30 protein-coding genes, 1 tRNA gene and 1 pseudogene are annotated in these 26,623 nt (G+C 52.3%); 28 read left to right on the top strand and 4 right to left on the bottom strand.

Annotated features, from left to right (window positions below):
• Position 1 precedes the first annotated feature (1 nt).
• Both QT397_16880 and QT397_16875 read left to right on the top strand, forming a co-directional pair.
• A complete protein-coding gene (locus QT397_16880) occupies positions 2-496 on the top strand; it encodes a DUF1524 domain-containing protein (GenBank protein ID WNZ54560.1) in 495 nt (164 codons plus the stop codon).
• 111 nt (positions 497-607) lie between these two features.
• The gene (locus tag QT397_16875; protein ID WNZ54559.1) at positions 608-1,375 is read left to right on the top strand and encodes a hypothetical protein; all 768 of its coding nucleotides are present in this window, start codon (positions 608-610) and stop codon (positions 1,373-1,375) included.
• Positions 1,376-1,401: 26 nt separating this feature from the next.
• On the opposite strand, the gene QT397_16870 is transcribed toward QT397_16875, so the two are convergent.
• Positions 1,402-1,659, bottom strand: coding sequence for an XRE family transcriptional regulator (locus QT397_16870; protein WNZ54558.1), 258 nt, complete (start codon positions 1,657-1,659; stop codon positions 1,402-1,404).
• Positions 1,660-1,851: 192 nt separating this feature from the next.
• Between QT397_16870 and QT397_16865 the strand changes: the two genes are divergently transcribed.
• The 3 genes from QT397_16865 (at position 1,852) to QT397_16855 (ending at position 3,792) form a co-directional block, all read left to right on the top strand.
• On the top strand, positions 1,852-2,049 hold the full coding sequence (locus QT397_16865; GenBank protein ID WNZ54557.1) for a hypothetical protein: 198 nt from the start codon (positions 1,852-1,854) through the stop codon (positions 2,047-2,049).
• Between the two features lie 100 nt (positions 2,050-2,149).
• Positions 2,150-2,539 carry a translesion error-prone DNA polymerase V autoproteolytic subunit gene (gene umuD / locus QT397_16860; GenBank protein WNZ54556.1) on the top strand — a complete coding sequence of 130 codons (390 nt, stop codon included), beginning with the start codon at positions 2,150-2,152 and terminating at the stop codon, positions 2,537-2,539.
• Positions 2,539-3,792 (top strand): Y-family DNA polymerase, encoded by a 1,254-nt coding sequence (locus QT397_16855; GenBank protein ID WNZ54555.1) that lies wholly within the window; start codon positions 2,539-2,541, stop codon positions 3,790-3,792. Before umuD ends, QT397_16855 begins: the two co-directional genes overlap by 1 nt.
• Positions 3,793-4,056: 264 nt before the next feature.
• Here the strand turns inward: QT397_16855 and QT397_16850 are convergent.
• Positions 4,057-4,144 (bottom strand) — tRNA-Ser (locus tag QT397_16850).
• A gap of 164 nt (positions 4,145-4,308) precedes the next feature.
• Positions 4,309-7,274: pseudogene (locus QT397_16845) on the bottom strand (Rne/Rng family ribonuclease).
• Between the two features lie 786 nt (positions 7,275-8,060).
• Between QT397_16845 and rluC the strand changes: the two are divergent.
• Both rluC and QT397_16835 read left to right on the top strand, forming a co-directional pair.
• A complete protein-coding gene (gene rluC / locus QT397_16840; protein WNZ54554.1) occupies positions 8,061-9,056 on the top strand; it encodes a 23S rRNA pseudouridine(955/2504/2580) synthase RluC in 996 nt (331 codons plus the stop codon).
• Positions 9,057-9,070: 14 nt separating this feature from the next.
• Positions 9,071-9,712 (top strand): HAD-IA family hydrolase, encoded by a 642-nt coding sequence (locus QT397_16835; protein WNZ54553.1) that lies wholly within the window; start codon positions 9,071-9,073, stop codon positions 9,710-9,712.
• On the opposite strand, the gene QT397_16830 is transcribed toward QT397_16835, so the two are convergent.
• Positions 9,709-10,305: a nucleoside triphosphate pyrophosphatase gene (locus tag QT397_16830; protein WNZ54552.1), complete on the bottom strand. Its 597-nt coding sequence runs from the start codon at positions 10,303-10,305 to the stop codon at positions 9,709-9,711. The two genes, QT397_16835 and QT397_16830, sit on opposite strands and share 4 nt — an antisense overlap.
• Before the next feature lie 106 nt (positions 10,306-10,411).
• Between QT397_16830 and QT397_16825 the strand changes: the two genes are divergently transcribed.
• The 21 genes from QT397_16825 to QT397_16725 all read left to right on the top strand — a co-directional run bounded on the left by QT397_16825 (position 10,412) and on the right by QT397_16725 (position 26,514).
• A complete protein-coding gene (locus tag QT397_16825) occupies positions 10,412-10,954 on the top strand; it encodes a YceD family protein (GenBank protein ID WNZ54551.1) in 543 nt (180 codons plus the stop codon).
• A 73-nt stretch (positions 10,955-11,027) separates the two neighbouring features.
• On the top strand, positions 11,028-11,222 hold the full coding sequence (gene rpmF / locus QT397_16820; protein WNZ54550.1) for a 50S ribosomal protein L32: 195 nt from the start codon (positions 11,028-11,030) through the stop codon (positions 11,220-11,222).
• Between the two features lie 3 nt (positions 11,223-11,225).
• Positions 11,226-12,284, top strand: coding sequence for a phosphate acyltransferase PlsX (gene plsX, locus QT397_16815; GenBank protein ID WNZ54549.1), 1,059 nt, complete (start codon positions 11,226-11,228; stop codon positions 12,282-12,284).
• Between the two features lie 50 nt (positions 12,285-12,334).
• The gene (fabD, locus tag QT397_16810; protein WNZ54548.1) at positions 12,335-13,279 is read left to right on the top strand and encodes an ACP S-malonyltransferase; all 945 of its coding nucleotides are present in this window, start codon (positions 12,335-12,337) and stop codon (positions 13,277-13,279) included.
• A gap of 56 nt (positions 13,280-13,335) precedes the next feature.
• Positions 13,336-14,079 (top strand): 3-oxoacyl-ACP reductase FabG, encoded by a 744-nt coding sequence (fabG, locus tag QT397_16805; protein WNZ58551.1) that lies wholly within the window; start codon positions 13,336-13,338, stop codon positions 14,077-14,079.
• 225 nt (positions 14,080-14,304) lie between these two features.
• Positions 14,305-14,541, top strand: coding sequence for an acyl carrier protein (gene acpP, locus QT397_16800; GenBank protein WNZ54547.1), 237 nt, complete (start codon positions 14,305-14,307; stop codon positions 14,539-14,541).
• Between the two features lie 190 nt (positions 14,542-14,731).
• Entirely contained in the window at positions 14,732-15,973 is a 1,242-nt protein-coding gene (gene fabF, locus QT397_16795) for a beta-ketoacyl-ACP synthase II (GenBank protein ID WNZ54546.1), read from the top strand.
• 45 nt (positions 15,974-16,018) lie between these two features.
• Entirely contained in the window at positions 16,019-16,789 is a 771-nt protein-coding gene (locus QT397_16790; protein WNZ54545.1) for an aminotransferase class IV, read from the top strand.
• A gap of 22 nt (positions 16,790-16,811) precedes the next feature.
• Entirely contained in the window at positions 16,812-17,849 is a 1,038-nt protein-coding gene (gene mltG / locus QT397_16785) for an endolytic transglycosylase MltG (protein ID WNZ54544.1), read from the top strand.
• Complete coding sequence (gene tmk / locus QT397_16780; GenBank protein ID WNZ54543.1) at positions 17,849-18,469, top strand: dTMP kinase; 621 nt, start codon at positions 17,849-17,851, stop codon at positions 18,467-18,469. Before mltG ends, tmk begins: the two co-directional genes overlap by 1 nt.
• 47 nt (positions 18,470-18,516) lie before the next feature.
• Entirely contained in the window at positions 18,517-19,542 is a 1,026-nt protein-coding gene (locus QT397_16775) for a DNA polymerase III subunit delta' (GenBank protein WNZ54542.1), read from the top strand.
• A gap of 104 nt (positions 19,543-19,646) precedes the next feature.
• On the top strand, positions 19,647-20,000 hold the full coding sequence (locus tag QT397_16770) for a PilZ domain-containing protein (protein WNZ54541.1): 354 nt from the start codon (positions 19,647-19,649) through the stop codon (positions 19,998-20,000).
• Between the two features lie 7 nt (positions 20,001-20,007).
• Positions 20,008-20,784 (top strand): TatD family hydrolase, encoded by a 777-nt coding sequence (locus tag QT397_16765; protein ID WNZ54540.1) that lies wholly within the window; start codon positions 20,008-20,010, stop codon positions 20,782-20,784.
• 27 nt (positions 20,785-20,811) lie between these two features.
• A complete protein-coding gene (locus QT397_16760) occupies positions 20,812-21,435 on the top strand; it encodes a dUTP diphosphatase (protein WNZ58550.1) in 624 nt (207 codons plus the stop codon).
• A gap of 133 nt (positions 21,436-21,568) precedes the next feature.
• Complete coding sequence (locus QT397_16755) at positions 21,569-22,549, top strand: malate dehydrogenase (protein WNZ54539.1); 981 nt, start codon at positions 21,569-21,571, stop codon at positions 22,547-22,549.
• A gap of 72 nt (positions 22,550-22,621) precedes the next feature.
• The gene (locus tag QT397_16750; GenBank protein ID WNZ54538.1) at positions 22,622-23,260 is read left to right on the top strand and encodes a DUF2244 domain-containing protein; all 639 of its coding nucleotides are present in this window, start codon (positions 22,622-22,624) and stop codon (positions 23,258-23,260) included.
• Between the two features lie 83 nt (positions 23,261-23,343).
• Positions 23,344-23,820 carry a thioredoxin-dependent thiol peroxidase gene (gene bcp, locus QT397_16745; GenBank protein WNZ54537.1) on the top strand — a complete coding sequence of 159 codons (477 nt, stop codon included), beginning with the start codon at positions 23,344-23,346 and terminating at the stop codon, positions 23,818-23,820.
• Between the two features lie 416 nt (positions 23,821-24,236).
• A complete protein-coding gene (locus QT397_16740) occupies positions 24,237-24,404 on the top strand; it encodes a hypothetical protein (GenBank protein ID WNZ54536.1) in 168 nt (55 codons plus the stop codon).
• The gene (locus tag QT397_16735; protein WNZ54535.1) at positions 24,382-24,681 is read left to right on the top strand and encodes a helix-turn-helix domain-containing protein; all 300 of its coding nucleotides are present in this window, start codon (positions 24,382-24,384) and stop codon (positions 24,679-24,681) included. The genes QT397_16740 and QT397_16735 overlap by 23 nt, the downstream gene beginning before the upstream one ends.
• Positions 24,682-24,792: 111 nt before the next feature.
• Positions 24,793-25,125: a preprotein translocase subunit YajC gene (gene yajC, locus QT397_16730; GenBank protein ID WNZ54534.1), complete on the top strand. Its 333-nt coding sequence runs from the start codon at positions 24,793-24,795 to the stop codon at positions 25,123-25,125.
• A 363-nt stretch (positions 25,126-25,488) separates the two neighbouring features.
• The gene (locus QT397_16725) at positions 25,489-26,514 is read left to right on the top strand and encodes a D-cysteine desulfhydrase family protein (GenBank protein WNZ54533.1); all 1,026 of its coding nucleotides are present in this window, start codon (positions 25,489-25,491) and stop codon (positions 26,512-26,514) included.
• The last annotated feature ends 109 nt before the right edge of the window (positions 26,515-26,623 follow it).

Raw genomic sequence — 26,623 nt, 5'->3', positions numbered from 1 at the left:
TATGCGTTTACTTTTTTTGTTTGTACTGGTAGCTGTATTAACTAGTTGCTACGAAGCTGAAATGGAAGCTTATGATCGTCAGCAGTGGTTCCCCCGCTGGCCCGATGCGGATGGCGACTGCCAAAACACTCGCCAGGAGCTGCTGATTCGCCTCTCTCTGGCTCCCGTCACCTTTAGCAATGAAAAATCCTGCACGGTGTTGTCAGGTTTATGGTTGGACCCCTATACTGGCCAGTTTTTTGATCAAGCTTCAGATCTGGATGTAGAACATATAGCCCCTTTAGCCTGGGTTCATAAGAACGGCGGTGCTAACTGGACTCGCGAGCAACGCCGTGTATTCGCCGAAGACCCAGCCAATCTCTGGCTAGTGGATGATGACAATAACCAGAGTAAGGGCGACAAGGGTCCTGATGAATGGTTGCCGCCATATCGGCCCGCTCGGGCAATCTATAAACGCCAGTTTGAGACTGTAGCGAAAAAATATGGATTGATGTAGTTAGTGCTCTTAAGTTGAAGTAAGATTGGCGCTTATTTTAGTTTATCTATAAAGTATTATGATTGATAAAAATTGTATGCTTTATAGAAGGGGCTGCAGAAGAATTAAATTATGACAAGAAGCAAGATTACAGTAATTTTAACAATTTTGGCCTTTGCTTTAGGTGTTATGTCTGCATCAACATTAAATTTTTCTATTGATTATTCTAGATTTTTGTCGCCTGTTGCTGTGCTTGTTTCTGTCTGTATTGCAATATATATAGCTGTAGAAAATCTTGAAAAGGCTTCTGAGAAGGAGAAAATTAATAGAACTATTGATTATGTTTTTAGGCTAACTTCAGATCTGCCTCATCAAGAAAAAATAAACGAGAATGAGATATACAAAAAATTATTTTCTCAAAGCCATAAACTTATAAACCCTCAAAATCCAGAAAATGGCTATAATATTCTGGGGGTTATTGAGGCAGTGAAGCGTTTGAGCGCTGAGGAGCAGGAGTATCTATCAGAGCGTGCTGGTAGGCTTGAAATAATTTTAGTCAATATCAAGTATGGCTTTTTTTCTGAAGAAATAATAAAAGCTCATTTTGGATCAAATTATATATTAACGTTCTGGGCTATGTTTTGGCCATATTTGATCCTCCAAAATGAAGGTTCCAGTCGTTTCGAACTTAGTAGTGGTTTGATACCAAATCTAGAGGAGGGGCTTTTCTATTTGCTTAAAGAGTATGTGGTGGGTAATGGAGATATTAAAAACCCTTATCCCTTGATGAGAGAGGGGTTTGGTATTGTGGATACTATTGAGTTGGATGATGTTAGGAAGCGTATGTTCCCGAATTCAGTCTGGGCTTCAACTCCTGAAGATAAAGAAAGTAAAGCATGATCTATTCTTTGATGTAGTTAATAATCTTACTTATTGATCTGCCGAATTTTCCAGAGGCGGTGAATACTATCAATGCTTCTCTGGATATGTCTCTGCCACTCTTTCGGGAGTGATAAGTACATTCTTGCAACTAATGGCGGAAATGGAATCTGTGCAAAGTGGTGCAGGTTCTCCACCCCATACACCTCCGTTAAAGTAATCCCAACCGCCTCACACCAAACCGGCAGCAGGTCTGCCGGAATTCTTTGTACGCCTGTTTCCATTGTCGAAATTTGAGATGACACAAGCCCCAGCTACTTTGCCAGCTGTGCAATCGTTATCCTCTCCCGTTTCCGTGCGTTGCGCAGGCGATCGCCTAGTGATCCGGCCTCAATTATCAAGGTGCGCTTGGTGACTTGTCGTCATAAGGCAGTGCAGATATCTGGCGTTAGGTGACACAGGGTGGAGATAGGGCTAGCAGTTACAAAGGGTTGAGCATGCCTATAAAAGCACGAATGGAGCAATTGCAGCGGGTCGCAGGCCTGTGTGTGGCCCTGGAGTGGGTAACAGGTTGCCCCGATTTAGCGGGAAGGGATGCCGTATTAAAGCTGATAGGTGAGGAAGTGAGCACCACTATCCAGGGGGTGATTTATTCGGCTGAGTCAAAAGGAGGTGGCGGCGCCGAGATGGCTTGAGTACAAAATACCTGTGAGGCCCTGGAGTCGCACTGGCTACTTGTCTTTATTGGGTGCTCGCCACTACACTGTATAAAAATACAGTATATTGCTAGAGCACATGAAACTTTCCCCTCTATACGGCAGTGGCGTTAGCTGCGGCTTTCCTTCGCCAGCGGATGACCACAAAGAAGCAGCGCTGAGCCTGGATCAACACCTGATAACCAGCCCGGCGGCGACATTCCTCGCCCGCGCCAACGGCGACTCTATGCAGAACCTCGGCATCTTTGACCGGGACCTGTTGGTAGTTGACCGATCATTAACGCCAGTACACGGTGATGTGGTGGTGGTTGCCCTGGATGGGCAGTTAACGTGCAAGGTGCTCGACCGCCAACAGGGCCGCCTGCTATCAGCCAATGACAAATACGCACCGATTCCCATTTGGGAGGGACAGGAATTGATTGTTGAGGGGGTGGTCAAGGCTTCCGTGCGGTACCACCGGTCCTGCTGATGTTGGCACTGGTTGATTGCAACAGCTGCTATGCCAGCTGCGAACAGATATTCCGTCCCGACCTGCGTGGGCTTCCGGTGGTAGTCCTTTCTAACAACGATGGCTGCGTGGTGGCGCGCTCGAAAGAGGCCAAGGTTTTAGGAATTCCCGACTTGCAGCCGTTCTTCAAGATTGAGCACCTACTGCGCAAGCATGGGGTAAAGATCTTTTCGAGTAACTACGCCCTGTACGGCGATATCTCCCACCGGGTAATGACAACCCTAAAGCAGTACAGCCCAGAGGTTGAGGTCTATAGCATCGATGAGATGTTTCTGGATCTGCAAGGGTTGCAAGAGTGCTTGCTGGATTACGGGCAGCAGATACGGCAAACCCTCTGGCGGGATATTCGCATGCCGGTGGGCGTTGGCATCGCCCCCAGTAAAACCCTGGCTAAGCTGGCAAATAGAGCTGCCAAGAAGATCCCCAAGTGTGAGGGCGTCTGCGTCTTGGACTCCCCCGCAAAATGGCAATGGCTGCAACGGCGCACTGAGGTGGGTGATGTGTGGGGCGTAGGCAGGCGCCTATCAAAGCGACTCGGGCACATGGGTATCAAGACAGCCTATGACCTGGCGCAAGCCAACCCGAAAATCCTGCGCAGTCATACGAATGTAAATATTGAGCGAACGATAGAAGAGCTAAATGGCATTAGTTGCTTAAGCCTGGAAGAGCAGCCACCAGTCAAGAAACAGATCTATTGCACACGCTCATTCGGCGAAAAGCTCACCGATCTGCAGCCGATACTGCAGGCCGTTACCTTGTACACGAGCAGGGCAGCGGAGAAGCTGCGGGCCCAGGATTCCCTGGTGAAGTCTATCCATGTCTTCCTGCATACCTCACCCCATGAACCGCACTACTACAGCCGCAGCACTGTAGTGCAAACCCCATACCCCACGGATGACACACGGCTGATAGTGCAGCTGGTAAAGCGCGCCATTACAGAGCTGTTCCTGCAGGGACATAGATTCCTGAAAGCGGGGGTAGGGCTGGTAGAGCTTATCCCCCGCTCACTGGGCCAGGGCGACATGTTCACCACGGGCCAGCCAATACGATCAGATGAGACCATGCAGGCCATGGACCAGATCAATCAACGGTTTGGCCGGGGCACCTTGTTTCTGGGGGCTGAAGGTATCGACAAGAAGTGGAAGATGAGGCAGGAGCATCGATCGCCAGCCTATACGACTCAGTGGGACCAGCTACCGGAGATTACGATCTAGCTGCTGCGTAAGCGTATGAGGTCTTTGTAAGGTTAATGGGCGGGCTCTCGTGGAGCCTGCAAAAGAGCTAAATCGACCTAATGTTCACGGAAAGGGGTGGATGATAAAGACGTTGGTGCGCTGCCGCAGTTGGCGCGTATCGTATAGAGTTTGCGTCATCTGAAACGTTGCGGACTAGCAAAAGCTAAGTGGGGGAACAAGTGGGGGGATAAAAATAGCAGAAACAAAAAAGCCCTGAAAAATCAGGGCTTTCTGTATGAATAATGGCGGTGGGGCAGGGATTCGAACCCTGGGACCTGTTACAGTCAACGGTTTTCAAGACCGCCGCTTTCGACCACTCAGCCACCCCACCAAATTGTGCTGCGCATTATACATAGCTTCTCGGGATGTACAAGCGCCATTTTGATTTTTTTATATAGTTCAATAAGTTAGGTGATTTATTGACCAGCTCAAGGCTTACTGTCAGGTTGATAAGGCCGCCCCGGCCATTGGCTGGGGCGGCTTGGCAGCTATCGCTTAGCTCGCTTCTGCAGAGTCGCGATCGATATCTGCGTTGGCATCAACTTCCACGGCCTTGCGGCTGATACGCGGGTCGTTGGCCGGGCGGGCTAGGGCGCGTGGATTGTGCTCAATCGCTGCCGGCTGTGCGGTATCCAGCGGCTGCTGGGAGCCCACTTCACGGCGCTCAGTAACAATTGAGAATTCACCCAGTGGTTTGGGGTTGATGCGCGGATCATTTACTGCGCGTCCCTGGCTAGGTGCGGTCGGTTCCTCTTCGGAAGCTGCCTGCTCGGCGGCAACAATTTCTTCCTGAACTTCCGGCTCGCTGGTGCCTGCCTGTTCCTGTAAAGCTTCAGCTGCAGCTTGTGCTTCTTCAAGCACGATTTCCTCTGCTGCTTCTACTTCTGGCTTGGCAGGAGTGGTTTCAGCTTTGGGGGCAGCCGGAACTTCTGCCGTGGTGGCTTTTTGTTCTGGCGCTTGCTCTACAGGCTTGGCCGGCTCGGCAGCTGGCGCAGCTGCTTTTTCTACCGGGGTAGCTTTGGGCTTGGGCTGAGTAGGCTGCTGTTGTTGCTCGGAGGCGGCTGCTTTGGCTGCCTGCGGGGCGCTTTGCGGTTGAGCTGCAGGCTTCTGGGTCTCTCGTGCTTCAGACTTTTCCTCGTGAGCAGTGCGCACCGGCATTGTGATGGCGGGCTGAGCTGCTTGCTTGGGAGCTCTCTGAGCCTTGTGAGAGTCTTTCGCCTTGGGCTTGGGCGCCTCGGTACGAGTCTCTTTTGCGACTTCCTTGGTCTTGCGGGCTTCGCTTTCAGCTTCGTCGATGGCTTCGTGAACTTCGCGATTCAGCTCTTCCTGGCTGTGAGCTACCGCGGTTGCTGCGGTGTTCTCACTGCGGCGTCCGCCGCGACGGCGCGCTTGAGGGCGGCCGCGCACATTGCTCGGGCGACGTGCTGGGCGTTGCTGATCGGAAGTGTCTCCAGCCTGTTCGTTGGTATCAACGGTATTTTGGGTTTCAGCAGCTTGAGTGCGGTTGTCGCTGCGGCGGTTGTCGTTGCGGCGACGGCGACGTCTGCGCTGACCTTCACCCTGGCGATCAGAGGCGCTGTCATGCTCGTCCAGCTTGGCGCTGCGCTTATCTTCGCGTTGGTCGTCGCGCTTATTGTCCTCGCGGCGATCATCCTTGCGGCGCGCGGGGCGGCCACTGCGGTTGTTGCGATTTCCGCGCTGGTTGCGATTGCGGTTGCGCTGCTGGTAGTCCTTGCCACGGCCTTTGGACTTTTGATGCTTCTTCGGCTCTTCCTCTTCTGCGGTGAAGAAGGAGGCGATAGCGCTAATCAATCGGCTGAAGAGTCCAGGCTCTTCCTTTTTCTCCGGAGTGGGTGCTGGAGCGGTGTGGGCAATTTGCTGCACGGCCGCTTGCACTGGAGCTGGACGCTGTGGCTTTTCCTCTTTCTTGGTCACTGTCTCTTCGGCAGTGCCAGAAATCTTGTAGGAGGTTTCCAGGGTTGCAGTGTCATCGTCACGCAGGCGCTGAACTTCAAAGTGCGGCGTTTCCATTTCTGCGCTGGGCACAACTACTACGCGAGTGGAATTGCGGGACTCGATCTGGGAGATCGTTTTACGCTTTTCGTTCAGCAGGTAGGTTGCGACATTCACCGGGGTGATTGCGCGGATCTCGGCGCTGCGCTCTTTCTTCGCTTCCTCTTCTACCAGGCGGAGAATGGAGAGGGCCAGAGACTTGGTGCCGCGAATAGTGCCTTGACCGCTACAGCGGGGGCAGACGCGGAAGGTGGTTTCACCCAGGGATGGGCGCAGGCGCTGGCGGGACATTTCCAAAAGTCCGAAGCGGGAGATGCGGCCAACCTGAACGCGGGCGCGGTCCATGCTGAGGGCCTTCTCCATGCGCTTTTCAACTTCGCGCTGGTTGGACTTGCTCTGCATGTCGATAAAGTCGATTACAACCAGTCCGCCCATATCGCGCAGGCGCAGTTGGCGAGCGATTTCATCGGCGGCTTCCAGGTTGATATTGCGCGCGGTCTCTTCGATATCGCCGCCCTTGGTTGCGCGGGAGGAGTTGATATCGATAGACACCAGAGCCTCGGTCACATCGATAACGATGGAGCCTCCGGAGGGGAGCTTCACTTCGCGCTCGAACGCTGTCTCAATCTGGCTTTCAATTTGATAGCGATTGAACAGCGGGATGGCGTCTTCGTAGTACTTTACCTTATTGGCGTAGTGGGGCATTACCTGGCGGGCAAACTCTGCGGCCAGCTCAAAGGCACCTTTGTCGTCGACAATAACTTCGCCGATATCATCGCGCATGTAGTCGCGGATGGCGCGGATGATGACGTTGCTTTCCTGGAACAGGAAGTGTGGCGCCTTGGAGGTATCAGCTTCTTCCTTGATGGCATTCCAAAGTTGCAGCAGGTAGTTGAGGTCCCATTGCAGCTCGTCACCACTGCGGCCAACGCCGGCGGTGCGCACGATGATGCCCATACCTGAAGGGACATCTACACTGGCCAGTGCATCGCGGAGCTCGGAGCGCTCATCACCTTCAATGCGGCGGGAGATACCGCCGGCACGAGGATTGTTGGGCATTAACACCAAGTAGCGGCCGGCGAGGCTGACAAAGGTGGTGAGGGCAGCGCCTTTGTTGCCGCGCTCTTCTTTGTCCACCTGGACGATAACTTCCATGCCTTCTTTGACAACATCTTTGATTTTGATGCGGCCTTCGATGTCTTTGGGCTGCTTGAGGAAGTACTCGCGAGAGATTTCTTTCAGGGGAGAAACCCGTGGCGCTCTTCGCCGTAGTCGACGAATGCAGCTTCGAGGGAGGGTTCTACGCGGGTAATCTTACCTTTGTAGATGTTCGCTTTTTTCTGCTGGCGGGTTCGGTTCTCAATATCTAAATCATAGAGCCACTGGCCGTCGACCAGGGCAACACGCAACTCTTCAGGTTGGGTTGCGTTGATTAGCATTCTTTTCATGCGTGTCGTTTTCCTTGCGTTGCGCAAAGGTGTGACACCGCTACTCACAGGCTTGCTTGTTGGCTGCCAGGTGGAGAGGACCACCAGGCAGGGCAGGGGAAATAAGGTATGCCAGCTCTACCGCGCCATGGATCTATGCGGCTTGTTGAGACTGGCGTTTGCCTATTATTCGCTCTGCAAAAACTCCGGATACGCGCTGTTATTGTGCTATCCGTTGGTACCTTTAATACCTTTTGTTAGTACTGCCCTGTACCTGTGCTGCAGGCTTCTACAGCAGGGTTGGGCGCCGCCCCTTGGTTTGTTTCATATGCTGGGCGGCAAGGTTTGCGTCAATCATCAGAGGTTCTGCAGTTCAGCTTTTGGCTGATACCCATTCTTCTTAATTTTTTTACCAGGCTTGCGGAAGCTGTGCTGCCCTGGTTGCCAGTTCGGTTGCTGGCTCGTCGTATTCTGCAAAACCGGACGCAAGTTTGAGTCGTCCTTTCAAGCGCTGCGGGTCACGGCCCGTCTTACCTTCGCGATAATTACCCGCATAACCGCGGGCTGTTGTTGCCGGTGAGCTCCCCTCTGGTTCTGGTAATTGGGGGACATCTCAACGGCTAAGTTTTATCAATGACGCGGCATCCCCGCGCACCGACCGAATGGGGTATTTTCGTTGGGGTCACGGCTATCTCTTCATGTGGGAAGTCGCCTTTGACCGAAAATACGCCGAATTCAGGCCGGCCGAATATAGCATGGGCAGGGAGGTGCTTCAATTGTATCCCTGGCAACGCTATGATGCGCGTCATGCGAAGTATACCCCACCCTAAGAAGGCTCCGGCCGAGACCCCATCAAAGACCTCGAATCCATCTGGCGGCGTGCAGCTTTTAACTGTACCTGAAGAGCTGGCGGGACAGAGGATCGACAATTTCCTCCAGGCGCGCCTCAAGGGTGTGCCGCGTTCACGTATATACCGAATCCTGCGTAAGGGTGAGGTAAGAGTAAATAAAGGACGAATAAAGGCTGAATACAAGTTAAAGGCGGGCGATGTGGTGCGAGTGCCGCCAATTCGTGTTGCCGAGCAGGCTGAGACCCCTCTCGCTGGTGAATCTCTGCGCCAGCTGATCCAAGAGTCCATACTTTACGACAAGCACGGGCTTATGGTGATCAATAAACCGTCGGGCCTTGCGGTCCATGGCGGCAGTGGTGTCAGATTGGGTCTGATTGAAGTTTTGCGCCAGATGTTTCCGCAAAGCCCGTTTATTGAGTTGGTGCACCGCCTTGACCGGGATACCAGTGGCGCCATCATGGTGGCCCGCAAGCGCGCGGTATTGCAGCATGTTCAGTCGGAGTTGCGGGCGGGAAAGATCGGTAAATCGTATCAGGCATTGGCGGTGGGCAAGTGGCCCCGAGGTCGCCGCGTTGTTGAGGCACCTTTGCGCAAGAACACTTTGAAAAGCGGCGAGAGAATGGTGTCAGTGCACCCTGAGGGCAAGCCTTCAGAGACTCGCTTTAAGTTGATTGAGAGATTTAAGGCGGCGACTCTGCTTTCCGCAGAGCCGGTCACCGGGCGAACACACCAAATTCGAGTTCATGCTCAGTTTGTTGGTTGCCCTTTGGCGGGCGACAACAAGTACACCTCGGACGAAGTCAATCGTGAATTTCGTGGTCGCGGTCTGAAGCGTCTCTTTTTGCACTCAGCTTCAGTGCGCTGCTCTTTGCCAGATGGCTCCAAGGTTGAGGTGGAGGCTCCACTCCCTGCGGAGCTGAGTGCAGTGCTGAATAGGTTAAGGGAAGAGTAGGGCGTTCTTTTGTTATGTTGGTAATCCTCGATTGGGATGGGACGGTTTGTAATTCTGAGGCGCGTATCGTCGACTGTATGTTGCGGGCGGCAGATAGAGCTGGTTTGCCAGTGCTTGCCCCGGAGGCGGTTAGCAACATCATCGGGCTTGGTCTGCCGGAAGCGATATCCTCTCTGTTTCCGGAGGCTGCCAGTGAGGAAAAACTCACGTTGCGCCAACTTTACTTTGATGAGTGGATGGCGGCCCGGGTTGAACCCTTGCCGTTATTTGAGGGGGTCCTGGATACCCTGGACCAGTTGCTGTGCGGTGGTCACCAGTTGGCGGTAGCGACTGGGAAGAGTCGGCAGGGGCTCAATCGGGAATTTGAGGAGCACGGCCTCGGCCACTTGTTTGCCGCCAGTCGTTGTGCGGATGAGACCGCTTCCAAGCCTGACCCGCTGATGCTGAATGAGTTGCTACATGAGACCGGAACCGGTCCGGAGCAGGCGGTAATGGTAGGGGATACCGTATACGACCTGGAAATGGCGGCGGCGATCGGCATGCCCTCTATCGGGGTGAGCTATGGCGCTCATTGCCCAACCCGACTGCAGGGGTGTGGCCCCAAGGTTGTTATCGATCGCTTCTCTGAGTTGCTCCGCTGGCCGCCACTCTTTTAGGTGGCCTGCGGGCCCAATGGATCTATGCCAAAGTGGTTCAGCATATCGGTAAGGCGGATTAGTGGCAGCCCAACCAGGGTGTTGAGATCTGCTCCTTCAAGCCTTTCAAACAGGGCGATACCTAGCCCTTCCACCTTAAAAGAGCCGGCGCAATCGTAAGGTTGTTCCAGCTCTACATATCGTTCAATTTGCTCTGTGCTCAACTGCCGAAAGTAGACAGTGAAGGTTTCCGTATCGCCCAACTGCTCTCCGCTTGCGCTATTCAGCAGGCACAAGCCGGTGTGGAATATCACTTTTTTGCCGTTGCAGGCTTGCAGCTGGGCGATGGCGCGCTCCCTGCTGCCTGGCTTGCCAAGTATTTGGCCGTCGCAAGAGGCAACTTGATCTGAACCGATAATCAGTGATTTCGGGTGGCGGCCAGCCAGGGCGCGCGCTTTCTCTGTGGCGAGGCGCAGGGCGAGTGCAGCTGGCGCTTCCCCCGCCTGTGGTGCTTCATCTATATGGGGCGAATCCTGCTGAAAGGGGATGCCAAGCTGTTGTAGTAGGGTTCTGCGGTAAGGAGAGCTGGAGGCTAGTATCAGAGGGTGGGGCATTCTGGTGGATTTTCCGCTGGGTCGAATAGTGGTTTGTGACCGGGCGATACTGCAATGCCTGATTTGTTTTGACAAGGCTAAGGTGAGTCCATAGAATTGCGCGCTTATGTCGATAGCCCCCTCTAAATCAGTATTGCCAAAGAGCATTGATGCTCGGAAATTGGTACAGCGAGAGCAGTTGCTCGATGGTGTTTTGCCGTTGGAGTCCCTGCCTCGGGTTGGTAGCGCAGTTGAGTCTGTCCACGGAGAGATTTCTGCTGAATTGCAGTTTGAGCGAGACTTGCAAGGTCACCAAACGGTGAGCGGCAAGGTTCAACTTGCAGTTGACCTCTTGTGTCAGCGCTGTTTGTTACCGGTCCATGAGCAGATCGAGGCACAGTTTAGCTGGGGTATCGTATGGACTGAGGAGCAGGGTAAGGCCCTGCCCAAAGATCTGGACCCGGTGATCCAGGACGGCGATGAGCTGGACTTGCACCAGATCCTTGAAGATGAAATTTTGCTCAATTTGCCAATGGTGGCTTATCACCAGGAAGAATGTGTCTCCAAGGAGAGCTTTCATTTTGGTGGCGAGGTTGCCGAGGCGGATGAGCAACAGGCAAACCCCTTTAAAGTGCTGGAGCAGTTGAAGGGTTCGTCGGGTAAATCCTAGGTTTCCCGATGAGTTTGGGCTCGCCGGTAGGCGCCCCGGTTCCAGCGAAATTTGTTTATTTTAGGAGCTAGCAATGGCTGTTCAACAAAACAAGAAGACTCGTTCCCGTCGCGGTATGCGCCGTTCCCACGATGCGCTGGGCGCAGGTGCTACCCTTTCCGTCGATCCGACTACCGGTGAAAAGCACCGTCGTCACCACGTGACCAAAGACGGTTTCTACCGTGGTCGCAAAGTGATCGAAGTTAGCGGCGGCTCTGAAGAAGAGTAAGCTTTGTCCAGCCAATTGCGATTGGCCGTGGATGCAATGGGCGGGGACTTAGGTCCCCGCTCTGTCGTTCCGGCATGTATTAGATTTCTTCAAAACTTCCCTGAAGCGCAGCTAAAGCTATTTGGCCCGCGCGCAGAGCTTCAAGCTCTGGTTCATCAAGAGCTGCAGCGCCATCGCCGCCGCGTTACCCGCCGTCTCGAAATTATCCATTGCGAGCAAGTCATCACTCAAGAGTGCAATCCGTTGCAGGCTGTTCGCCATAAGCGCGATTCAACCATGGCGATGGCCCTGAAGAGTGTTGCATCGGGAGATGTGCAAGCTGCAGTTACCTCCGGCAATACTGGCGCCTTGTTGGCGTTGAGTCGCAGTATTCTCGGTAATATCCAAGGTGTTAGGAAGCCGGCGCTCGGTAAGTCTGTACCTTCAGGTATGGGTTCCTGCTATCTTTTGGACCTTGGTGCCAATGTGGATTGCAGTGCTGAGGATTTGCTTCAGTTCGCCCGTATGGGGATAGAGGCTCAGCGGATTCATACTGCCCGCAAGAGTGTGAAGGATATAAAGGTGGCGCTGCTCAATATTGGGGCGGAAGCACATAAGGGTAGCGCCGAAATACGCCGTGCAGCGGAGCTGCTCGATGCGGACCCCGGGGTCAATTATGTTGGCTTTGTTGAGGGGCATGATATTTTTACCGGCTCGGTAGATGTGGTTGTTTGCGACGGCCTGATGGGTAATGTCGCGATGAAATCTGCCGAGGGTGTGATTCGACTAATGGGTCAAAAAGCGTTCACAATCGAGAAAAGAGGGTGTTTCAAGCGTTTTTTTGGCCAATTGGCCATAAAGCTGTTGCGAAAATGGCGTACACAGGTGGAACCTGCTCGCTATAATGGCGCCAGCTTTGTAGGGGTAAAGGGCAACGTGATCAAGAGTCACGGCGGTGCCAGCAGCGAAGCTTTTTATCGGGCGATGGTTACGGCGAAGGAGTGTGCCGATGCTGACCTGGCAGCCAGGGTCGATGCCGCTATGGCACAATCCGGCGAAAGACGCTCCATGGATGAAGGGTAAAAAGCAGTTTCCCTTACTGAAATCAGCCACATTTAGGTTAAGGATATCTTATGACCAATGCCGCACTCGCATTTGTCTTTCCGGGGCAGGGTTCCCAGAAAATAGGTATGCTCTCTGAGATTGCCCAAGAGGCGCCTGAAATTCAGGCCACTTTTGCCGAAGCATCCAATGTGCTCGGCTATGACCTCTGGGACCTGTGCCAGAATGGCGAGCAGGAAGCCATTAATCTCACCCAGCGTACCCAGCCTCTCTTACTGACTTCCAGTGTTGCCCTTTATCGCATGTGGCGCTCTCGCGGCGGTGCCCAGCCTGCATTCATGGCCGGTCACAGTTTGGGCGAGTGGTCAGCACTGGTGTGCTCTGGCGTTCTGGCGTTTAAAGATGCGGTTCATTTGGTTCGCGAGCGCGGCCGCTTGATGCAAGAGGCGGTTCCTGTAGGGGAGGGCGCTATGGCTGCGATCATCGGTCTTGATGATGCAGCTGTCGAAGAAGCTTGTGCTGCTTCTGCTGAGAGTGAAATAGTTGCTGCGGTGAATTACAACTCTCCCGGCCAGATTGTTATTGCGGGAAGTAGCGCGGCGGTGCAGCGCGCCATCGAAGCCTGTAAAGCTGCCGGTGTAAAGAAGGCTATGCCTCTTCCGGTCAGTGCCCCATTCCACACTGAGCTGATGCGTCCTGCGGCGGAAAAGCTGACCCCTCAAATAGAGGCGACAGAATTTAACGCGCCAGAAATACCCATCGTGCACAATGTCCACGCTGAGCTTGAAGTGGATCCGGAAAAAATTAAGACCCTGATGATCGAGCAGATTTATCGCCCGGTTCGCTGGACTGCCTGCGCACAAAAAATTATTGGCTCCGGAGTGGAGCAAATGGTTGAGTGTGGTCCGGGTAAGGTTTTATCTGGCCTGATCAAACGTGTCGACCGAAGTGTTTCCTGTCACGCAATCGATAGCCCCAGTAACTTTAATGAAGCTCTGCGAGCTACAGCGGTATAAATCGCTCAAAAAGTAGTCCAGTAGTCGAATAAGGATAAGTGAGAATGACCTTACAGATGTCCCTTGAGGGTAAAGTTGCCTTAGTGACAGGTGCAAGTCGCGGCATTGGTGCGGCAATTGCAGATATGCTCGGTGGAATGGGTGCCACAGTTATTGGTACTGCCACCAGCGAATCCGGCGCTGAAAAAATAAGCGCCCGCTTCGCAGAAGCCGGTATCGCAGGTGCCGGTAAAGTTCTGGATGTGGGCAATGCGGAAAGTATTTCCGAGCTTCATGCAGCGATAAAAAATGAGTTTGGTGCTCCTGCGATATTGGTTAATAATGCTGGCATCACCAAGGACAACTTGTTGATGCGCATGAAGGATGACGAGTGGGATTCAGTCGTCAATACGAATTTGACCGCGGTCTATCGCATGAGTAAGGCTTGCCTGCGCGATATGACCAAGGCGCGATGGGGGCGGATTATTAATATCAGCTCCGTCGTAGGTAGTATGGGTAATGCCGGTCAGAGCAATTATGCGGCGACCAAAGCTGGTGTGGGAGGGTTTGCCCGCTCCCTGGCTTCAGAGGTGGGCTCCAGAGGAATCACGGTTAATACCGTAGCCCCCGGCTTTATTGATACTGATATGACAAAAGTCTTGCCTGAAGCGCAACGCGAGTTGCTTCTGGGTAAGATTCCTCTCGCGAGGCTCGGGAAGCCGGAAGAAATTGCTTCGGTGGTTTCCTTCCTGGCGAGTGATGCGGGAGGCTATGTCACCGGCGAGACAATTCATGTCAATGGCGGTATGTACATGGCGTAGTTTGTGTTTCAAAATGTCTCTTTAACTTATTGATTTTAGAGATATTTATGTTTTTGCTGATGGTGTTGAGGGGCCGCACATTACATCCCGAAAAACTTGGGGTACAATGGCCTCTGAATTATCCAAAAGCTGTGTGAGCCGGTCGTTATCACCAACAACATTGGATACGGTGAAAAACAATAGCGACTAAAACAGATTTTTACCCACTAGGAGTTAAATTGAATCATGAGCAGCATTGAAGAGCGCGTTAAAAAGATCGTTGCTGAACAACTGGGCGTTAAGGAAGAAGACGTTAAGCCTGAAGCCTCTTTTGTTGAAGATCTGGGCGCTGACTCACTCGACACAGTTGAGCTGGTTATGGCTTTGGAAGAGGAATTCGAAACTGAAATTCCCGATGAAGAAGCTGAAAAAATCACTACTGTTCAGCTGGCAATGGATTACATCAAGGATAACCTTGGTTAATTCCTGCTGGGTAGTTTAGGCACGGGCAGCTCAATATGCTGTACCTAGCCGAGCGATTCTGAAAGCCGTTCTATGTTTCATAGCGCGGCTTTCTTGTTATTGGTACTACGGAATTGTGACTGCTGACCGGATGTTGTTCTTTTAACTACATTGGTGAAGGACGGTAGCAGAAAATTTCAGGGGGAGCGCAGTGTCGCAAAGAAGAGTTGTTGTAACCGGAATGGGAGTCGTTAGCCCGTTAGGTAACACCCTAGAGGATACTTGGTCTGGGGTACTACAGGGAGCTAATGGTGCTGCTCCGATTGAGACATTTGATGTCTCGGCTTTTTCAACCCGCTTCGCCGCTACTGTAAAGGATTTTGATCCCACGCCATACATGCCCGCAAAAGAAGCGCGCAAGATGGATACTTTCTTGCAGTACGGACTGGTTGCCGGTATTCAGGCTATGCAAGATAGCGGCCTGGAGGTAACCGAAGAGCTGGGTCCGCGCGTGGGTACCTGTATTGGCTCTGGTATGGGCGGTATCTTGGCTATCGAAGATAATTCATTGCTGATTGCCGAAAAAGGCCCTCGCCGTGTATCACCTTTCTTTGTACCTGGCGCCATCATTAATATGGTTGCGGGTAACCTCTCGATTAAATATGGCCTCAAAGGCCCCAATCTGGCAGTGACAACAGCCTGTACCACAGGAACCCATGCGATCGGTCTCGGAGTTCGTGCGATTCAGCACGGTGATGCCGATGTGATGGTATGTGGTGGTGCAGAAATGGTTACCACCCCGGTAGGGCTCGGCGGTTTCTGTGCGGCAAGGGCGCTGTCCACTCGCAATGATGATCCGCAATCAGCAAGCCGCCCCTGGGATAAAGACCGTGATGGTTTTGTACTGGGTGAAGGGTCTGCGGTACTCGTTTTGGAAGAGTACGAAAATGCAGTCGCTCGCGGAGCCAAGATTTACGCAGAAGTAGCTGGCTTTGGTATGAGCGGTGATGCCCACCACATGACCTCTCCTCCGGAAGATGGCGCTGGCGCTGCTCTCTCAATGGAAAATGCCCTGAGAGATTCCGGTATGAGCCCAAGTGATATCCAGTATATCAATGCTCATGGTACTTCTACTCTGCTGGGAGACACAGCTGAGATCCTGGCGGTTAAAAAAGTATTCGCGGGGGTGACGGACTCCCTCGCTGTGAGTTCTACCAAGTCGATGACCGGTCACCTGCTGGGGGCTGCCGGTGCTATTGAAGCCGTTTTCTCGGTATTGTCATTGCGCGACCAGGTTGCGCCCCCCACTATCAATCTCTTCTCCCCGGATGAGGCCTGTGCTGGTATTAACCTGGTGCCCCAAGAGGCCCAGCCGATGGCAATCAATGCAGTCCTATCCAATTCCTTTGGTTTCGGTGGCACCAATGGGTCACTGATATTCAAGCGAGTCTGATTCCCGTGCCCACCGCGAGGTGGGCACACCTGCCTTGGGAGCTCCATGTACCAGTTACCTCAAATGTACTTTCGGGGGCTGGCCGTTGATCAGTTGCCAGATGATGCTGATTACTCGGGTGGAATCCTCGAAACAATGCGCTGTCACAACAAAGGTCTACCGCTTTGGTCTTTCCACCGCGCTCGCCTGGAGCGTTCGGGAGTGTTGGATGAGGCCTGTCTGGGAGAAATTGAGCAGTCGACGTTAAAATTGACAGCCGGCTGTCGCTGGCCTGAGGCGATTGCGCGCCTGCGTGTTGGCAGTGTGCGCGGGCAGCAATGTTGGGATTTGGTGCTGCGGCCGCTGATTGAAACTGCTGAGGGGCAGGTGGGCACTAGCCTTTTCCCTTGTTCGACGAGCTTGCCGATCGGTAGTAATTCGAACCAGGGCTGCAAAACTTTACTCCGTAACCGATATAATGCGGCAAAAGCAGAGCTGCCGGTGGGTCAATTTCTCGATGGATTGATGCTGGATTCGGCGGGAAGGGTCATCGAAACCCTGCGCTGTAATATCCTGGCCCGATTTGGTGGGAAGTGGATGACTCCATCCCTGCACCGGTGTGGTGTTCATGGTGTGATGCGGCAGTGGCTCTCGAGCCATATCCACTGGCAAGAGGAAGACATGGAGCTTTCCGAACTCTGTGAGGCCGATGAGCTGGCTCTCTGCAACAGTGTTCGAGGTGTATTACCGGTGGTAGAGGTAATCGGTTACAAAAATTGGCCTGTGGGTGTCGAGACCCGCAAGCTACAGAAGCTGATATTGGATAAATTGTGGTGAAGAAAAAGCAAGCGAGTTTCGCTTGGAGAGTGTTGAAGCTGTTATTTGGTGGGCTGGTATTGGCCTGCTTGGTTGCAGTTGCCTCTCTATACGTGGCAAAGGAAGCCTTGGAATCCCCCTGCCGATTGCACAAGATGGGCTTACGCTTCAGGTGGAAAAGGGCGGAAGTTTGTCCCGGACGCTGCGAAGCTTGCAGGGCGAAGGGATAATCCAGTGGCCGCAAATACTCCTCGCCTATGCCTACTGGGAGGGCACAACAGAAATCCATTCCGGCGAGTATTTAGTTCCCTTTGGCAGTAACGCGCGGGACTTGATTGCGCGCCTGAATCGCGGTGAAGTTACCCGCTATCGCATTACGCTATTAGAGGGCTGGACCTTTCGCCAGGCCCTGCGACAAATCCGCTCCGGTGAAAGAATCGTTCAGTCTGAAGAGGGAAGCAATGTCAGTGCTGCTGCCCGGGCCCTGGGCCTAAAGGAAGATGAGGTTGAGGGTTGGATTTTCCCGGATACTTATGTCTACCGGTCCGGTACCACAGATATTGAACTACTGCGTCAGGCCTATGATCGGATGCAGAAGGTGCTGGATGAGGAGTGGCAATCAAAAGGGGATGATCTGCCCTATAAGTCGCCCTATGAAGCCTTAATCATGGCTTCAATTATCGAGAAAGAGACAGGGCAGCCATCTGAGCGCAGTGAAATAGCTGGTGTTTTTGTACGCAGGCTGAATAAAGGTATGCGCTTGCAGACCGACCCCACCGTAATTTATGGCTTGGGTGAGGACTTTGACGGAAATCTGACCCGTACACACCTGCGCCAGGCAACACCTTATAATACTTATGTTATTAATGGCCTTCCCCCTACGCCGATTGCCCTACCTGGGCGAGCGGCAATTCGGGCCGCTTTAAATCCAAAGCCCGGCAAGAGCTTGTATTTTGTTGGCAAAGGGGATGGATCTCATCATTTCTCAGCGACTCTGACAGAGCACAACCGTGCGGTGCGGGAGTATCAGCTGAAAAGGCGCGCGGATTACCGCTCGAGTCCGGCAAAAGGAAAGAATTAGTGTCGCACGGCAAGTTCATCACCCTCGAGGGTGTAGAGGGGGTGGGGAAATCTACCAATTTACTCTTCATCACCGAGTGGCTCAAAAAGCACAATATTAACTTTATCCAAACTCGGGAGCCGGGAGGCACCCCGTTGGCAGAACAGCTGCGCGAGCTGTTATTGGCCAAGCGGGATGAATCCGTTGATCCCACGGCGGAATTATTGATGGTGTTTGCCGCCCGCGCGCAACATCTGTCTCAGGTTATACTGCCCGCCTTAAAACGTGGGGATTGGGTGATCTGTGATCGCTTCACCGATGCTACCTATGCCTACCAAGGCGGTGGTCGCAGACTGGATCGACAATTGATCGAGCAGTTGGAGCAGACAGTTCAAGGGGATTTGCGTCCAGATAAAGTGCTTTTATTGGATCTCGATCCAGAAGTGGGGCTACAGCGAGCCGCACGCACTGGGGAAGCGGATCGGTTTGAGAGTGAGCACCTGGAGTTCTTCCAGCGGGTGCGTGCGGCTTATCGCGATCGAGCTGAAGCTGCACCTGCCCGTTACGCGGTTGTGGATGCCGGCCAATCTCTGGAGCAGGTGCAGATGGATCTAGCCAAGCAATTGGAGCTGTTGCTTTAAGCTATCTTGCCCCAGAATCTATTTTTAAATGATAAGAATTGTGGCTGATGTCTGTGCCTGAAACTTTTGAGTATAAATCGATACCGGTACCTCTTCCCTGGCACTCCGAGCAATGGCAGCGGTTGGGCTTGCAGTTGCAGGCGGGCCGCTGCCCGCACGCTTTGCTGCTGACTGGCCCGGAGGGGTTGGGAAAGCGACAATTCGCGGCTGCTTTTACTGCGTTGGCCCTATGTGAGCAACCGAGGGCAGGTCAGGCCTGTGGAGAGTGTAAGGATTGTCGGTTGTGGATGGCTGGCTCGCATCCTGATTTCCTGCAAGTTGAACCTGAAAAGCCCGGTGGCCCGCTGAAAGTGGAACAGATCCGTCAGCTGGGCAACTTTGTTTCCCGCACCAGTGGGCGGGGCGGGGCGCGTCTGGTTTGTTTGTCGCCGGCGGAGGCGATGAATGTCAACGCAGCCAATGCCCTGTTGAAAAACCTGGAAGAGCCGGCACCCTCCGTTATCTTTGTGTTGATCACCGATGCCCCCACAGGCCTTTTGCCAACCATTCGAAGTCGCTGTCAATCTATAGCTTTTCCGCCCCCAACTGGAGAGGTGGCGCTACAGTGGCTATACAGCAATGGGCTGGAAGAGCCGCTGGCACAGCGTGTCTTAACTCTGGCAGGCGGGGCACCATTATTGGCGGCGGAGCTGGCCGAGCCCAAGTCGAGAGAAGTACGCGAGCAGTTTTTTAAAGATTTGGTTGCTGTAGCTCAGGGTACGGCAAGTTCAGTCTCTACAGCGGGCCGTTGGGAAACACCGGCCGAGGGTGTTGAATTGGTTCAGCTACTGCTTTTTTGGCAGCACTGGTTAACCCAGATGGTGCAGATTCGCAGTTGTGATCTTAGTGGAGATGCCCAGCTAATGGTTCTTTTGCAGAGGTTGCCGGGGTCGAGTGAGCAAAGCTTGCAGCCAGTATTTGCGTTCTACGATCATTTGCTTCAGGCGCGGAAAGGGTTACTGGGCACAGCTAACCCCAATCGTCGTTTGCTGCTGGAAGAATTATTTATTCGTTGGGCGAAGCTTTTTGCTTAGGCATCTTGCACAAGTCGGGTAGGGTAATTGACGTTGCCTGGACACAGGCAGCGGGCTTAGATAAGTTAGCGCATCATTTAGAAATATAAACATTGAGGTTGTCCATGAAAGCCATGGGAGGCGGTGCCCGCAACGGCATCCTGTCACTGAAAATCCAGGATAAATCTGTGCTCTATGCGGCCTATATGCCCTTCGTAAAGAATGGTGGCTTGTTTATCAGTACGGATAAATCGTACAACCTTGGCGATGAGGTTTTTCTGCTTCTGAGCTTAATGGATGAGCCGGAAAAGATTCCGGTTGCCGGTAAGGTGATCTGGATTACCCCCAATGGTGCTCAAGGCAACCGCACTCCCGGAATCGGAGTTCAATTTGGCGATAAGGACAATATCGCGCAAAACAAGATTGAAACCCACTTGGCGGGAACCTTAGAATCCAGCCGCCCAACCCATACGTTGTAACTCTCTAATGCTTGTTGATTCTCACTGTCACCTGGACAGACTTAAGCTCGATAAATTTGATGGCGATCTGGATACTGTATTGGACCTGGCCCGCAGTCGCGGTGTTGGCAAGTTCCTCTGTGTCGGTATCAGTTTGGAAAACGCCGATGCGGTTGTTGAAATCGCATCCCGCTACGAGGACGTAGTCTGTTCCGTTGGTGTGCACCCGTTGGATGTCGACTCTGGCATGGCGGATGTTGAGCGACTGGTGGAAATGGCTAACCAGCCCAATGTTGTTGCATTGGGGGAGACAGGTCTGGATTACTACTACAGCACTGACACCCAGGAAATCCAGCAGCAGAGCTTTATTGCACACCTGAAAGCGGCGGGGCAGGCAGAGCTTCCGGTTATTGTGCATACGAGAGATGCGCGGGAAGATACTATCGCTCTCATTAAAGAGCACGGTAATACCAATACCGCAGGTGTTCTGCACTGTTTTACCGAGAGCTGGGATATGGCCAAGGCTGCCCTGGATCTCAATTATTATATTTCTTTGTCCGGCATCGTGACCTTTAAAAATGCCGAAGAGCTGCGGGATGTCGCCCGCAGGCTGCCTTTGGATCGGTTGCTCGTTGAGACCGACTCCCCTTATTTGGCTCCAGTGCCCTATCGGGGTAAGCCCAATATTCCGGCCTATGTGCGTGAAGTGGCAGAATTTATCGCTGATTTACGCGGTATTCCCTACGAAGAGCTGGCCGAAATCACCTCAGAAAACTTTTTCAGATTATTCCCCCGGGCAGTTTGATCCGGGTCTATTGGATGTTCCCCTATGATGAAGCAGCAGTTGCAAGTCATGCTGACTCTGCAAGACCAGATTAATACAGTAGTAAATGAAAACTGGCGTGAGCAAAACTTTGCCTGGTACCGCGCTATTTGGGTAGAAAGTGCAGAGTTGTTAGACCATTACGGTTGGAAGTGGTGGAAGAAGCAACTTCCAGAAATGGATCAGGTGAAGCTTGAATTGGTGGATATCTGGCATTTCGGTTTGAGCCTTGAGTTGCAAAAAGGCTCTCCGCAGGAAGTGGCTGAGATCATGCTGAAGGAGTTTGCCGGTTCCGAGCGTACGGCGGGTGATTTCCGTGAAAACCTCGAGTCTTTCACCTTGAACACCCTGGCCACCAAGCAGTTTGATGTTGCTGGCTTTGCTCAACTATTGGCCGATGCAGAAATGTCTTTTGCTGAGTTGTACCAGCGATACGTTGGTAAAAATGTACTCAACCGATTCCGTCAGGATAACGGCTATAAAGATGGCAGCTATGTAAAAAACTGGGCGGGCCGTGAAGACAATGAACACCTAGCGGAAATTGCCGGACTTTTGGACTCATCTGCTGCTGATTACAGTGATCAGGTTTACAAGGCACTGCAGACGCGTTACCGGGAATTGGCGCTGACATAAACACTCGCAAAGAGTGTCCAATACAGTCTGAGAGGTTTTGTCATACAAATTGAGCCGCTATTTCGCTTGTGTAAGATGAAATTTACTCGCGAGGCCCTATAATGCGGCCGCTTACAAACGAGGGAGAACTATCGTGAAAGCACCTGTACGTGTTGCTGTTACCGGCGCTGCCGGTCAGATTAGCTATTCGTTGCTGTTCCGCATCGCCTCTGGCGAAATGCTGGGCAAAGATCAGCCGGTTATTCTGCAATTGCTGGAAATCACTCCGGCATTGGAAGCGCTGAAAGGCGTTGCTATGGAGCTTGAAGACTGCGCTTTCCCGCTGCTCGCGGGTATCGTTCAGTCCGATGATGCTACTGTTGCGTTCAAAGATGCAGATTACGCTTTGCTGGTAGGCGCGCGTCCCCGTGGACCGGGTATGGAGCGTAAGGACCTGCTGGAAGCTAACGCTGCTATCTTCTCTGCACAGGGTAAAGCCCTGAACGACGTTGCTTCTCGTAACGTAAAGGTACTGGTTGTTGGCAACCCGGCTAACACCAATGCCCTGATCGCTCAGCGCAATGCGCCAGACCTGGACCCGCGTAACTTCACCGCGATGACCCGTCTGGATCACAACCGCGCTCTGTCTCAGCTGGCAAACAAAACTGATTCCAGTGTTAACGACATCACCCATATGACCATTTGGGGCAACCACTCTTCCACTCAGTACCCAGACCTGCACCAAGTGAAGGTTTCCGGTGCTGCAGCCATGGATAAAGTGGAGCAGGAATGGTACGAAAACGACTTCATCCCGACTGTTCAACAGCGTGGTGCAGCTATCATCAAGGCGCGTGGTGCTTCCTCTGCGGCTTCCGCTGCCAACGCTGCCATCGACCATATGCGCGATTGGGCTCTGGGCACCGCTGAAGGTGACTGGACCAGCATGGCTGTATTCAGCGATGGTTCTTACGGTATTCAGGAAGGCCTGATTTACTCTTTCCCTTGCACTTGCAAAGATGGCGACTGGGAAATTGTTCAAGGCGTTGACATCAACGACTTCTCCCGCGAGAAAATGTCTGCTACCGAGCAGGAGCTGGCGGAAGAGCGTGATGCAGTAGCACACCTGCTGCCGTAATAGGGAGTGACAGGTCCCAGGCCTTGGCCGCAGACCTCTCCCAAAAACCCACACTGAGGTGTGGGTTTTTTTATGCCTGAATTTTGTAAACCCCGGCCCGGACCAGGAAACTTTCCCGGTCAGTATCTTCGTGTGAGCTGCCGCCATCGGCACTACACTGATTTTATATATCTGCCGGATGTCCCTGCTATGGTCACTGAAGTTGGCCGCAACACCGCCCGTTGCGCCTGTATCCTGCTGCAGCCTAACCAGTCCCTGTCCCTCTCCGGCAATCTATGGGTGTTTTTCTCCCTGGTTGGGGTATCCCTTGGAATCAGCCTCGCTTTTGCGATGGCGGGAGCCTGGATGATTCTTCCCTTTGCCGGGCTTGAAATGATCCTGCTGGGCATCCTGTTTACCTACGTGTACCTCGAAGGGACCCGCAGAGAAGTAATACGCATCAATGAGGAGTTGGTAATTCTGGATTGCTGTAAGGGGTTCAGGCAGCAAACGGTGTATCACCGGGAGTTCGCCCGCGATAAGTTGGCAGTACTCGTAAGGATGGGGAGCAGTGCTACCGAAATGGCTTCGGTAAACTTTAGTGGTCCTGAGGGGTGCCTTGAAGTCGGGGAGTTCCTCACCGAAGCTGAAAAGGCGGAGCTGGTGCAGAAGTTAGGTCGTTTTGGCATTTGTGCCAGGAAAGAGAAGGAGTTTCGTCTGCAGCAGTTCTGATTTCTCTATAGAACTGGCGTCTCGTTTGTTTCTTTTCGCTATAATCCCCGCTTTACTCTTAACTGTTCCAGAGGGGATATCAGATGGCTTTTCCGAAGATCGGTAATTTGGCTCCGGCTTTTACGCTGACCAACCAAAGTGGCGAGAAAGTGTCACTTAAGGATTTTCGTGACAAAAGTAATGTCGTCCTCTACTTTTACCCGAAAGCACTTACCCCCGGTTGTACCACTCAGGCATGTGGGATTCGCGATAGTGCGGCTGAATTTAAAAAAGCCAATACTGTTGTGTTGGGGGTGAGCCCGGATCCAGAAGCAAAGTTGCAGCGCTTTATCGACAAGCACGAACTGAATTTTGATTTGCTGTCTGATGAAGAACACAAGATTGCTGATAAATATGGCTGCTGGGGCTTGAAGAAATTTATGGGCAAGGAGTACATGGGGCTTCTGCGAACAACTTTTATTATCGATAAGAGTGGGCGCCTTCGCCATATTATCGACAAAGTTAAAACCAAGACCCATGACACTGATGTTTTGAATTGGATTGGCGAGAACCTGGATTAATTGCCAGACTCTGAGGGGCGGGGCTGGACTGGTGCTTGGTCTGCTGTAGCCCCTACCTTTCGGACTCAAAGGCGACATGTGGGTACCGAAAGTAAGTATTTTTGGCCCTTGGTACACAATAAGATGAAAAAAAGCACTGTCGCCCCTTGCTTTCTTAATTCTTGGTCTATACTGGCAGTTGTAAAGGAAAGGTGCGCCGGCTAGAGAGAGTCTCTCTGCGGGAATTGCCGGAGCGGTTAGTTTAAAAATTGTACATCTCTGTGAAGGATTCGATGTCTGTTTTTTGGTGCATCCCGCATCACGTAGTCGTCCGCCGAAGTTGATGTTGTGTTGGTGTGGGCAGGGGCAACCGGGATTCGCTGGATGCGGACATAGAAAAATAACTGCGGCTCACGGAACTCAATAGGAGCAGCTCGATGAACCATACTCAGCCCGACCAGACTTCGCTCTCTGAAGACAAATCACTTCAGCAGGCCAGAATATCCGGAGACCCGAATATTCTCGACCAGCTGCTGGCCCCCCGAAGCAACCAGTTTTGGTATTGCCGCACGGGTAATAGATGTGCTGGAGCAGCGTATCGGTAAGGCCTCTCTCGCTATTCGCCCGGTAGCGTCCGACCTAAGTATGTCCACCCGGACTCTGCAACGCCGGTTGCAGGAACACAACCTCAGTTTTGCATCTTTACGTGACCATGTTCGTTTTCGTCACGCGGTGCATTTCCTCAAAGATACTGCGCTGAGCGTTGATGGAATCTCACGAATTCTCGATTTCTCTGATCGAACCAGTTTTACCAGCGCGTTCAAACGCTGGACCGGGATGTCTCCTACTGGCTACCGCCGGCAGGTCCGCCAGAGGTTCTGAGTGTGGATTGGTTTGGCCGGTCTCTACGGGATCGGCCCAATCCGTTGCCTCGGCGGGGCAAACCCGTTAGAGTTGGCGGCAATTTAATAGGCTGACTCTTTGAGGTTTTGCATGAGCTTTTTTATCCCCTCCGCCATGGCACAGGAAGCGGCGCCGGCAGCACAGGGTAATCCGATGATAACCCTGCTGATGTTTGCGGGTTTGTTTGCATTCATGTGGTTTTTCATTATTCGCCCACAGCGCAAGCGCCAGAAAGAGCACCAAGAGCTGGTTGGCGCTCTGAAAAAGGGTGACGAAGTTGTAATGAGCAGCGGGATGCTGGGCCGCGTCGACAAGGTCGATGAGGACTACATCGTATTGGAAGTTGCAGACAGCATGTCTTTGAAGTTCCAAAAAGTAGCTGTGCACGCAGTATTACCCAAAGGTACGATTAAAAAGATCTAATCCTATTCAGGGTTTATCTTTGAATGTCGTCACTAAAAAAAGCCTGGCAATTGCCGGGCTTTTTTTGGTTACTATTTTTGCGCGGGCAGTATTTATTGTGCCTTGAAAGCCCACAGAAAAATTGCGGAATTAATCAAAGGCTGGACTAATTTGTCTGATTAATTTTTCAATAAAAAAACAGGTTAGGCAAAAAGCAATAAATAGCACTGAAAGGCATGCTTATGTTCATTTTTCAAAGCTAGTCCTCTATCCGCTTACTCAGCAAGCTTGGTTCTATCTCTGCGGAAACTTTTTGCTAGAGGTGTCCCCTTACTGAGTCACATCTATAAAACTAATAATTAGACATAACAGGTTTAATTCACCGTGCTTAAGAGCCTGCCAATAGAGTTGCCTAAGCGGTTGCGCCTGGCGAACCTGCCCACACCTCTGCAGTCGTTAGACCGAATCAGTGATCTTTACTCCCTTCCTTATGGAGGGCCCAGGATTTGGATAAAGAGAGATGATCTTACCGAGTCCGGCATGTCGGGAAATAAACTGCGCAAACTAGAGTTTGTTGCCGCTGAGGCCAGGGCCCAAGGGGCTCAGGTTTTGATCACTTGTGGCGGAGTGCAATCCAATCATTGCCGTACCACTGCTTTGGTGGGGGCTCGATTGGGGTTTAAGGTTCAGTTGATTTTACGTGGCAAGCGCACTGCAAATCCCGATGGCAACCTTTTACTGGATGAGTTGGCAGGTGCTGAAATTGCGGTTTACTCACCGGAGGAATACTCCCGGAATTTACAGGGCCTCTTTGACAGCTGGGCTGCTGAGTATCTGTCCAGAGGGCAGAAGTCTTTCTGTATCCCCACTGGTGCCAGCGACGGTTTAGGCATCTGGGGTTATATCTCGGCCTCTCAGGAATTATTGGCAGACTGTGCAGATAGGGGCTTCTCGCCTGATCATATTTTATGCGCTACTGGCAGCGGTGGGACCCAAGCGGGTTTGACCTTGGGGTGCCATTTGCTGGAAGCCGGTGTGAAAGTTACGGGTTTCGCCGTTTGCGACAGTGCTAATTATTTCCAAGTGAAAGTGCGTGAGGATATTTCGCAGTGGATGGCACAGTCTGGCGTATCGCTTGATTTGGAGTCCCTCAAGATTTTGGTTAATGCCGACTATAAAGGTCCCGCTTACGGGGTGGCGGAGCCAGAGGTTTACCAGACTATTAAAGAGTTGGCTTGCTTGGAGGGTATTCTTCTCGATCCAGTCTACACCGGCAAAGCATTTCATGGTCTGCTACAGGAGTTAAAAAAAGGAAATTACCGGGGCTCAGACAACCTGGTTTTTATTCATACCGGAGGGCAATTTGGCCTCTTCCCCCACCGAACTCACTTCTTCCCAGTGGCCGAATAATACGACATTACTGTTCTCGTGCCGCGTAAGCTGCTAACCTGCGCAACAAATTACAGTTGTATCTGTATATAAAACAAACAGAAATAAGTCAGAGTAGTGGGGGGTTAGT

The organism is Microbulbifer sp. MKSA007 (assembly GCA_032615215.1).
Taxonomy (GTDB): domain Bacteria; phylum Pseudomonadota; class Gammaproteobacteria; order Pseudomonadales; family Cellvibrionaceae; genus Microbulbifer.
The sequence above is the reverse complement of the archived record's forward strand: the minus strand, read 5'-3'. Positions and strand labels throughout refer to the sequence as shown.

Excerpts from the sequence above, each read along its gene's own strand:
- QT397_16880 (WNZ54560.1), top strand. The coding sequence starts at position 2 with ATGCGTTTACTTTTTTTGTTTGTACTGGTAGCTGTATTAACTAGTTGC.
- QT397_16875 (WNZ54559.1), top strand. The coding sequence starts at position 608 with ATGACAAGAAGCAAGATTACAGTAATTTTAACAATTTTGGCCTTTGCT.
- QT397_16865 (WNZ54557.1), top strand. The coding sequence starts at position 1,852 with ATGCCTATAAAAGCACGAATGGAGCAATTGCAGCGGGTCGCAGGCCTG.
- umuD (WNZ54556.1), top strand. The coding sequence starts at position 2,150 with ATGAAACTTTCCCCTCTATACGGCAGTGGCGTTAGCTGCGGCTTTCCT.
- QT397_16855 (WNZ54555.1), top strand. The coding sequence starts at position 2,539 with ATGTTGGCACTGGTTGATTGCAACAGCTGCTATGCCAGCTGCGAACAG.
- rluC (WNZ54554.1), top strand. The coding sequence starts at position 8,061 with ATGCGAAGTATACCCCACCCTAAGAAGGCTCCGGCCGAGACCCCATCA.
- QT397_16835 (WNZ54553.1), top strand. The coding sequence starts at position 9,071 with ATGTTGGTAATCCTCGATTGGGATGGGACGGTTTGTAATTCTGAGGCG.
- QT397_16830 (WNZ54552.1), bottom strand. The coding sequence starts at position 10,305 with ATGCCCCACCCTCTGATACTAGCCTCCAGCTCTCCTTACCGCAGAACC.
- QT397_16825 (WNZ54551.1), top strand. The coding sequence starts at position 10,412 with ATGTCGATAGCCCCCTCTAAATCAGTATTGCCAAAGAGCATTGATGCT.
- rpmF (WNZ54550.1), top strand. The coding sequence starts at position 11,028 with ATGGCTGTTCAACAAAACAAGAAGACTCGTTCCCGTCGCGGTATGCGC.
- fabD (WNZ54548.1), top strand. The coding sequence starts at position 12,335 with ATGACCAATGCCGCACTCGCATTTGTCTTTCCGGGGCAGGGTTCCCAG.
- fabG (WNZ58551.1), top strand. The coding sequence starts at position 13,336 with ATGTCCCTTGAGGGTAAAGTTGCCTTAGTGACAGGTGCAAGTCGCGGC.
- acpP (WNZ54547.1), top strand. The coding sequence starts at position 14,305 with ATGAGCAGCATTGAAGAGCGCGTTAAAAAGATCGTTGCTGAACAACTG.
- QT397_16790 (WNZ54545.1), top strand. The coding sequence starts at position 16,019 with ATGTACCAGTTACCTCAAATGTACTTTCGGGGGCTGGCCGTTGATCAG.
- QT397_16775 (WNZ54542.1), top strand. The coding sequence starts at position 18,517 with ATGTCTGTGCCTGAAACTTTTGAGTATAAATCGATACCGGTACCTCTT.
- QT397_16770 (WNZ54541.1), top strand. The coding sequence starts at position 19,647 with ATGAAAGCCATGGGAGGCGGTGCCCGCAACGGCATCCTGTCACTGAAA.
- QT397_16765 (WNZ54540.1), top strand. The coding sequence starts at position 20,008 with ATGCTTGTTGATTCTCACTGTCACCTGGACAGACTTAAGCTCGATAAA.
- QT397_16760 (WNZ58550.1), top strand. The coding sequence starts at position 20,812 with ATGAAGCAGCAGTTGCAAGTCATGCTGACTCTGCAAGACCAGATTAAT.
- QT397_16750 (WNZ54538.1), top strand. The coding sequence starts at position 22,622 with ATGCCTGAATTTTGTAAACCCCGGCCCGGACCAGGAAACTTTCCCGGT.
- bcp (WNZ54537.1), top strand. The coding sequence starts at position 23,344 with ATGGCTTTTCCGAAGATCGGTAATTTGGCTCCGGCTTTTACGCTGACC.
- QT397_16740 (WNZ54536.1), top strand. The coding sequence starts at position 24,237 with ATGAACCATACTCAGCCCGACCAGACTTCGCTCTCTGAAGACAAATCA.
- yajC (WNZ54534.1), top strand. The coding sequence starts at position 24,793 with ATGAGCTTTTTTATCCCCTCCGCCATGGCACAGGAAGCGGCGCCGGCA.